This window comes from Streptosporangium sp. NPDC003464, from assembly GCF_053588315.1.
This window is the reverse complement of the sequence record NZ_JBSFPS010000373.1, coordinates 1-7551: the sequence shown is the minus strand read 5'-3', so window position 1 is coordinate 7551 and position 7551 is coordinate 1. Positions and strand designations below refer to the sequence as shown.

The 7551-nt window shown below is 71.4% G+C and carries 8 protein-coding genes; all 8 read left to right on the top strand.

Going from position 1 to position 7551, the window contains the following annotated elements:
• Positions 1–1248 (top strand): MFS transporter (locus ACWDS7_RS44645; RefSeq protein ID WP_451934239.1); only part of this gene is annotated, 1248 nt, incomplete at its 5' end.
• Positions 1249–1263: 15 nt separating this feature from the next.
• Positions 1264–2244, top strand: a complete 981-nt coding sequence (locus ACWDS7_RS44640) for a sulfotransferase (protein WP_451934238.1) — start codon at positions 1264–1266, stop codon at positions 2242–2244.
• Between the two features lie 22 nt (positions 2245–2266).
• Entirely contained in the window at positions 2267–3094 is an 828-nt protein-coding gene (locus tag ACWDS7_RS44635) for an SDR family NAD(P)-dependent oxidoreductase (protein ID WP_306858086.1), read from the top strand.
• Positions 3095–3129: 35 nt separating this feature from the next.
• Positions 3130–3960, top strand: coding sequence for a class I SAM-dependent methyltransferase (locus tag ACWDS7_RS44630; protein WP_451934237.1), 831 nt, complete (start codon positions 3130–3132; stop codon positions 3958–3960).
• A gap of 57 nt (positions 3961–4017) precedes the next feature.
• Positions 4018–4863, top strand: coding sequence for a family 3 encapsulin nanocompartment shell protein (locus ACWDS7_RS44625; protein ID WP_306858088.1), 846 nt, complete (start codon positions 4018–4020; stop codon positions 4861–4863).
• Positions 4864–4920: 57 nt separating this feature from the next.
• Positions 4921–6213, top strand: coding sequence for an NAD(P)/FAD-dependent oxidoreductase (locus ACWDS7_RS44620; protein WP_451934236.1), 1293 nt, complete (start codon positions 4921–4923; stop codon positions 6211–6213).
• A 51-nt stretch (positions 6214–6264) separates the two neighbouring features.
• Positions 6265–6996, top strand: coding sequence for an aspartate/glutamate racemase family protein (locus ACWDS7_RS44615; RefSeq protein WP_451934235.1), 732 nt, complete (start codon positions 6265–6267; stop codon positions 6994–6996).
• Positions 6997–7277: 281 nt separating this feature from the next.
• Positions 7278–7463 (top strand): hypothetical protein, encoded by a 186-nt coding sequence (locus ACWDS7_RS44610; RefSeq protein ID WP_451934234.1) that lies wholly within the window; start codon positions 7278–7280, stop codon positions 7461–7463.
• Positions 7464–7551: the final 88 nt, after the last annotated feature.

The following is a 7551-nucleotide window of genomic DNA, read 5'->3' as shown; positions in this document are numbered from 1 at the left end:
GCTGGTCTTGTCGTACAGCGGCAGAAACGAGCGCTGCACGCGGCCCGGGACGGCCGACGCCGCCCGGCGCAGGCGGCGGCGATGACGACCTCCGCCGACCGGGGCACGATCCCGCGCCGGGCCCTCGTCGGAGTCTTCGGCGGACTCTTCTGCGGCTACGTGGGTCTCACCGCGGCGATCCCGGTCCTGCCGGGCTTCGTCCGGGAGAGTTTCGGCGCCACCGACTTCGCCATCGGGCTGGTGGTCATGGCGACGGCGCTCACGGCGCTGCTCGTCCGGCCGGTGGCCGGCCACCTGGCCGACCGCTACGGCCATCGCCGGGTCATGCAGATGGGCGCGCTGATCGTCGCCGCCGGCGGCGCGCTCTACTTCCTGCCGCTCGGCCTGGCCGGCCTCGTCGCCGACCGCCTGCTGCTCGGCGTCGGGGAGGCGTCGCTTTTCACCGCGGGCGCCGTCTGGACCGTCTCGCTCGCGCCGCACCACCGCCGCGGGCAGCTGATCGGGCTCTACGGCGTCAGCATGTGGGGCGGGATCTCGGTGGGGACCTTCCTGGGCGCGGCGCTGCTGCCGGCCGGCTACGGCGCGGTGTGGGGCTTCAGCGTCGCCGCCGCGCTCGCCGGCCTCCTGCTGATCAGCTCGGTCCCCGGGCCCTCCCACGCCGGGCAGCCGAGCGGGGGCGGCGGTCTGCTCCTGCGCCCGGCGCTGCTGCCCGGGGCGGCGCTGGCGCTCGCCGCCGCCGGCTACGCCGGGCTCGCCGCCTTCGTCGTCCTCCACCTGCAGGCCCGCGGCATCCATTCGGGCGTCGCGGTGCTCAGCGGCTTCAGCGCCGTCTACGGCGGCACGCGACTGGTCATCGGGCATCTGCCGGACCGGCTCGGCCCGCGCCGGGTCGCGATCTGGTCCGGCATCGGCGAGGCCGTCGGCCTCCTGATCATCGCCCTGGCGCCGAACCTGCCGGTCGCCGTGTTCGGCGGCCTGGTCATGGGGGTCGGATTCTCGCTGCTGCACCCCTCGCTCGCCCTGATGGTGATGAACCTCACCGACAGCTCGAAGCAGGGGGCCGCGATCGGCGCCTACACCTCCTTCTGGGATCTGGGCCTGGCCGTCTGGGGGCCGCTGATCGGAGTGGTCGCCACCGGCTTCGGCTACCCCGCCGTGTTCGTCGTCGGCGCCGTCTGCGCGGCGGCGGCCGTGGCCGTGGCCCTGTGCGTCCGCCAGCCGAGCGAACAGCCGGCGGCCGCGGGCTGAGTTGAGGAGAACACCATGGGAACGACACCGCTCAAGATCCTCTGCATCACCGGCTGGTGCCGCAACGGAAGCACCATCATCGGCAACGTCCTCAACGAGATCCCGGGGTTCTTCCACGTCGGGGAGGTGCACTTCCTGTGGAAGAACGCCGCCGGCAAGGGCGTCAACAGCCTGTGCGGCTGCGGCGAGGTGCTGACCCGCTGCCCCGTCTGGTCGGAGATCCTCCTGTCCGGCCTGCCCGCCGGCCTCTCGCCGGAGGCCCACGCCGACGACGTGATCCGCCGCCAGCGCGCCTGCGTCCGGACCCGGCACACCTGGCGCGTGCTCGACCGGGGACTGCACTGCGACGACATCCGCGAGCACGCCGCCCTGATGGCGCGGACCTACCACGCCGTCGCCGAGCGGACCGGCACGCAGGTGATCGTGGACACCACGAAGATCCCAGGGGAGGCGGCGCTGCTGCCGCACCTGGAGGGGGTGACGCCCTACTACGTCCACCTCGTGCGAGACCCCCGGGCGGTCGCCCACTCCTGGCGCGAGCCGAAGCAGTACGTCTACGCCATGTCGTCCCGGATGAGCACGGCCTACTGGCACGGCTTCAACCTGGCCTCCCACGCGATCACCCGGCGCCATCCGGAGCGGTCGATCTTCCTGCGCTATGAGGACTTCATCGCCGATCCGGCCGGCACCGTCGACACGCTCCTGCGGCTGTGCGGCGCCGATCCCGCCGGCAACCCGGTGCGGGACCGGACGGTCGAGCTGCACGCCAACCACACGGTCACCGGCAATCCGGACCGCTTCCGCACCGGCGCCACCGTCATCAGGGACCGGGACGACTCCTGGCGGAACGGTCTTTCGACCCCCGCCAAGCTGGCGGCGGCGACGCTGTCATGGCCGCTTTTCCGGCGCTACGGCTACGGATACGGCGGCACCCTCCAGTCCGGGCGGCGGGCCGACGCCGCCGCGCCGCGAGCGGCCAAGAGCAGCGAACAGTAGAGAGCAGCGAGGAGGACGACGATTGGACCTGGGGCTTGAGAACAAGGTCGCGCTTGTCGCCGGCGGTTCGAGCGGCATCGGCCTGGCCGTCGCCAGGGAACTGGCCGGTGAGGGCGCGCACGTCGCGATCGGCGCGCGCGACCGCGACCGGCTGGAGGCCGCCGAGCGCGACCTCAAGGAGGTGGCGCGCGGCCGCGTCCACACCACGAGCGTCGACATCACCGACCGGCAGGCGGCACGTCGCTGGGTGGAGGAGGTCGCCGCCGACCTGGGCGCGCTCCACGTCGTCCTCGTCAGCGGCGGCAGCCCGCCGATCGGTACGGCTTCGCAGTTCGAGCTGGAGGAATACCAGGCGGCCGTCGACAGGGTGCTCCTGCCTGCGGTGAACCTGGCCCTGACGGCGCTGCCGTACCTCAAGGCCGCGGGATGGGGCCGGTTGCTCTTCGTGGCCTCGGAGACCGCGAGCGTCCCCATCGCCCCGCTGGCGCTGTCCGGGATGACCCGCGCCGCCATCGTGCGCTTCGCCCAGGCGCTCGCCCCGGAGGTCGGCCGCGACGGCGTCACCGTCAACGTGCTGGCCCCCGGCGGGGTCCGCACCCCGCCGATGGAGCGGGCGGCGGCGAAGCTGGCCGGGGACGGCGACGTCGAAGCCCAGCTACGCGCCATGGGCCACCACAGCGCCGTGGGCCGCCTGGCCCGCCCGGAGGAGGTCGCCGCCGTCGCGGCCTTCCTCGCGAGCGAGCGGGCCTCCTACGTCACCGGCGCGGTGCACCTGATCGACGGCGGCGCCGGCGTGACCGGGCCGGAGCTGCCGCACCTGACGGCGGCGCAGAAGAACACCTACGCATGACGGACGCGAGACCTGAGCAGACAAGGGAGCCTGTGATGTCGATGACCAGCCACGTCTACACGGAGAAGGACGTCGGAGACTTCTTCGACCAGACCACCGCGACCTACCTGAACTTCTGGGACAGCGAAGGCGTCCTCCACACGGGGTACTTCGCCGACGCCGCCGACGAGGACTACCGCGCGGCCGCCGAGCGGACCTCCGACATCATGGCGGCGGAGGCCGGGATCGACGGCTCCTCCCACGTGCTCGACGTGGGCTGCGGCTGCGGCAACTTCCTGATCCACCTCGCCGACCGGCGCGGCTGCCGGGGGGAGGGGCTCGACCTGAGCGAGGAACGCGTCAAGTTCGCGCGGGAGCTGGCCGGCGACCGGCCCGGCATCGGATTCCGCCACGGCTCGGCGACGCAGATGCCCTACGGAGACGGTAGCTTCTCCCACGTCGTCAGCCAGGACGCGCTCTTCCTCGTGCCGGACAAGCCGCGCAGCCACGCGGAGATCCACCGCGTCCTGCGGCCCGGCGGAGTCTTCGCCTTCTCCGACTTCCTCCAGCCCAAGAAGGAGATCGGCGAGCGCGCCCGCAGGCACGTCTACGACCGCGTGAGATGGAGCGGCGGCTACTCGCTCGTCGAGTACCAGGCGGCCCTGGAGAGGGCCGGGTTCGAGATCATCCTCGCCCGCAACCTCGAAAGCCACATCAGGCAGACCTACCGCGTGCTGGGCAAGACGGCGCGCGAGCGCGCCGAGGGGACGCAGGACGCCGCCGCGCGGGCCTGGATGCTGGCCTTCTCCGACTCCTGCGAGGAGATCCAGGTCGCCATCGACCAGGGGGAGTTCGGCTGGGGGATCTTCGTCGCCCGCAAGCGGTAGCGCACAACCACGACCAGCGAGGAAGCCATGCAGCGGACAGACAATATGAAGCGCACGATGGCGGAAGTCGTCGCCCAGCGCAAGACGGAGATGTCACCGGGCCGGATGTTCGTCGAGGCCTGTGCCGTCAAGGGGACCGAGGCCTGCGTCGAGTACGACGTGACGATCACCGATTCACTGACGAGCTCGCGGCGGAAGCCGCGCTATCCGGCACGCAACATGCTCAAGGTCGTCGACCTCTCCAGGGACCCGCGGCAGTACTACTGGCGGGAGAGCCCGCCGCTCCCGGACGACCCGAAGGTCGACGAGGCCGACCTGAGGCGCGAGGCGGCCAACCGCTTCCACAAGGCGCCGATCCCGGAGCTCCTGCCCACCACCGCGTGGGTCCAGGTCCCGCCGGACCTGTGGGAGGACGCCGAGACCTTCGAGTCCTTCGTCAACTACCGGCTCATCGTCCGCCTCGCCACGGCCGAGAACCACACGATCATCCGCGGCGGGGGCGGGCTGCTGAACATCCCGCAGATCGCGCGCATGACGTCGAAAGGACCGTTCGGCTCGACGATCCTCGCGGCGTGCAACGAGGTGGAGCAGATGGGAGGCACGGCCGACGGCCTCATCATCAACCCCGTCGACTACTACACGTTCATGGGCAACAGCCGCCTGATGGACGACGTCGAGCAGAACGGCGTCTTCATCGTGCGCACGCGTCTGGTCGACCCGGGGACCGCCATCGTCGGCGACTTCGGGCACGGCGCCCTGCTGTTCGACGCCGGGCGCTCGGTGATCCGCTTCGCCGAGCCGCCCCCCGGGGTCTTCGCCGAGCCCGGCCTCGCGCTCATGGCCGAGATCTACGAACGGGTCGTGATCAACCTCCCGACCAACTTCTTCATCGTGAGCCTGTAACCGTGAGCCTGTAGAGGACAGCACATGCCGACGATGCTCCCCCCAGACGCGACGCCCATGAGACACGATCCCGACGTCCTCGTCATCGGCGGCGGCATCGTCGGCCTGTTCTGCGCCTACTTCCTCCGCCGCGCCGGCAGCAGTGTGACCGTGGTGGAACGCGGGCCGGTCGGCGGCCCGCAGTCCTGCTCCCACGGGAACACCGGCTTCGTCGGCACGCAGGGCGCGGCCCCCCTCGCCGAGCCCGGCGTGCCCGCCCAGGGGATCCGCTGGCTGCTGAACCCGGAGAGCCCCTTCCACATCAAACCGCGCTGGGACGGCGGGCTGCCGCGGTGGCTCTGGCACTTCCGCCGCGCCTGCAACGAGCGGGACGCGGAGGCCGCCTTCCACGTGCTGCTCGACCTGAAGAAGCGGAGCCTGGAGATCCTGCGCGAGGTCTGCGCGGACGACGGCCTCGCCCCCACCTTCACGGCACAGGGCATGGTGCTGGCGTTCAAGACGCCGGAGGGATTCGACAAGGGACGCCGGTCGGTGCCGCGGGCGGTCGACAACGGCGTGCCGCTGCGCGTCCTCGACCCGCAGGAGCTGCGCGCGCTCGAACCGGACGCCGAGTTCGACATCAGCGGCGCCCTGTACAACGAGGAGGGCGCCTACCTGCGCGTCCCCGACTTCCTGCGCGAGTTCGCCCGGACCCTCCAGGGCATGGGGGTCGAGATCCACGGGCAGACCGAGGTCCTCGGCTTCGAGGTCACCGGCCGCGAGGTCGGGCTGGTGAGGACGGCACGCGGAGACCTCAGGCCCCGCGAGGTGGTCGTCGCCGCCGGCACGTGGTCGGCCGAACGCGTCCGCGAGCTGGGCCTCGGGCTCATGCTCCAGCCGGCCAAGGGCTACACCGTCACGGTCAAGACGCCGCGCAACGGGCCACGGCGGCCGGTCCTGCTGAGCGAGGGGAAGGTCGCGATCGCACCGCTCGGCGACCGCCTCCGCCTCGGTGGGACCCTGGAGCTGTCGGGCATGGACCGCACGGTCTCCCGCCGGCGCGTCGAGGGCATCCTGCGGACCGTCCAGGCGTATCTGCCGGAGATGGAGCACACCGAGACCCTTGAGACCTGGAGCGGCCTGCGTCCCTGCACGCCGGACAGCCTCCCCTACATAGGGCGGGCCGAGCCCTACCGCAACCTCTCCGTCGCGTGCGGCCACGGCCACATCGGCCTGGGCCTCGCGCCGGCCGGCGGCAGGCTGATCGCCCAGATCCTCGCCGGGGAGCGGCCCGACATGGACCCGGAGCCGTTCCGCGTCGGCCGCTACGGCGGATGGGCGAGCCCCTTCCGGCTCCGGCGACGACGATGACGACCTCCGGCGATGACGATGACGACAAGGACATCCGGCGGGAGAACGACCATGGCAGACGGAGCGGAGGCGGGGCGGGACATCATGATCGGAGTCCTCTGCCTCGACACCTCCTTCACCAAGATCCCAGGACATATCCGCAACCCGACCACCTTCGGCTTCCCCGTCACCTACAAGGTGGTGGAGGGCGCGACGCCGGAGCGCGTGGTGAGCCAGGCCGATCCGCGCCTGCTGGAGCCGTTCGTCCACGCGGCCCAGGAGCTCCAGGCGCGAGGGGCGGCGGCGATCACCGGCGCCTGCGGCTTCCTCGTCCTCTTCCAGGAACGGCTGGCCGCCGCCGTGGAGGTCCCGCTCTACGCCTCAAGCCTGATCCAGCTGCCCATGGTCCACCGCATGCTCCGCCCGGACCAGAAGGTCGGGCTGCTGGTCGCCAAGGAGTCCTCCCTCACCCGGCGCCATCTCGCGGCGATCGGCGGCGAACACGTCCCGATATGCGTCGCCGACATGGCGGAGCAGCCGGAGTTCCGTGAGGTCATGCTCGAAGGGCGGCGCGTCGAACTCGACGCCGGCCGCCTGGAGCGTGAGGTGCTGGGCCAGGTCGACCGGCTGGCGCGCGACAATCCGGACATGGGAGCACTCGTCATCGAGTGCACGGACCTGGTGCCCTTCGCGCACGCGATCCAGGCGCGGATCGGCATGCCGGTCTTCGACATCGTGACGCTCACCGAGATGGTGCACCGGAGCCTGACACGCCGGCCCTTCGGCGGCCCCGGCGCGGCCTGACCGGACGCCGACCCTTCGGCGGCCCTGGCGGCCTGATGGCCTAATTGATCCAGTGATCCGATGGCCGGACGGTTTGGCGGTTTGACGGTCCGGTGGTCCGATGGTCCGGCGATTCGGCGGTCCGGTGGCTGGTGGTCCGGAGGTCGGGTGGTCCGGCGATTCGGCGGTCCAGGGGTCGGCGGTCCGGTGGTCGGGCGGTCCGGTAGCCCGAAAGTCCGGCGGTCCGGCGGTCCGGTGGTCCGGATCATGTTTTGTCGGTGGTGATCTCTACTGTCCGGCGCATGACGAACGCGGTACAGGCGTATTCCTACGCCGGACTCTCCACGCTCTCGGAAGGCCACCTGGGGCTGTCGACCTCCGGCGGCCGGACGGCCACGGGCTTCCTCGACCATCCCCGCTTCTTCAGCGGGCTGCTCACCCAGGCCGCGCCCGCCGCGGCGGGGCTACTGGCGGTCGCCGATCGATGACGTGGTTCTGGTGGGTTGATTCCATGATCCTCGTCCTAATTCTTGAGTCGGTCATCGGCCAGTTCGGCCAGGTACCTCACAGACTCCT

Coding starts and splice junctions, on each gene's coding strand:
- ACWDS7_RS44615 (WP_451934235.1), top strand. CDS start 6,265: ATGGCAGACGGAGCGGAGGCGGGGCGGGACATCATGATCGGAGTCCTC.
- ACWDS7_RS44625 (WP_306858088.1), top strand. CDS start 4,018: ATGGCGGAAGTCGTCGCCCAGCGCAAGACGGAGATGTCACCGGGCCGG.
- ACWDS7_RS44640 (WP_451934238.1), top strand. CDS start 1,264: ATGGGAACGACACCGCTCAAGATCCTCTGCATCACCGGCTGGTGCCGC.
- ACWDS7_RS44630 (WP_451934237.1), top strand. CDS start 3,130: ATGTCGATGACCAGCCACGTCTACACGGAGAAGGACGTCGGAGACTTC.
- ACWDS7_RS44610 (WP_451934234.1), top strand. CDS start 7,278: ATGACGAACGCGGTACAGGCGTATTCCTACGCCGGACTCTCCACGCTC.
- ACWDS7_RS44620 (WP_451934236.1), top strand. CDS start 4,921: ATGAGACACGATCCCGACGTCCTCGTCATCGGCGGCGGCATCGTCGGC.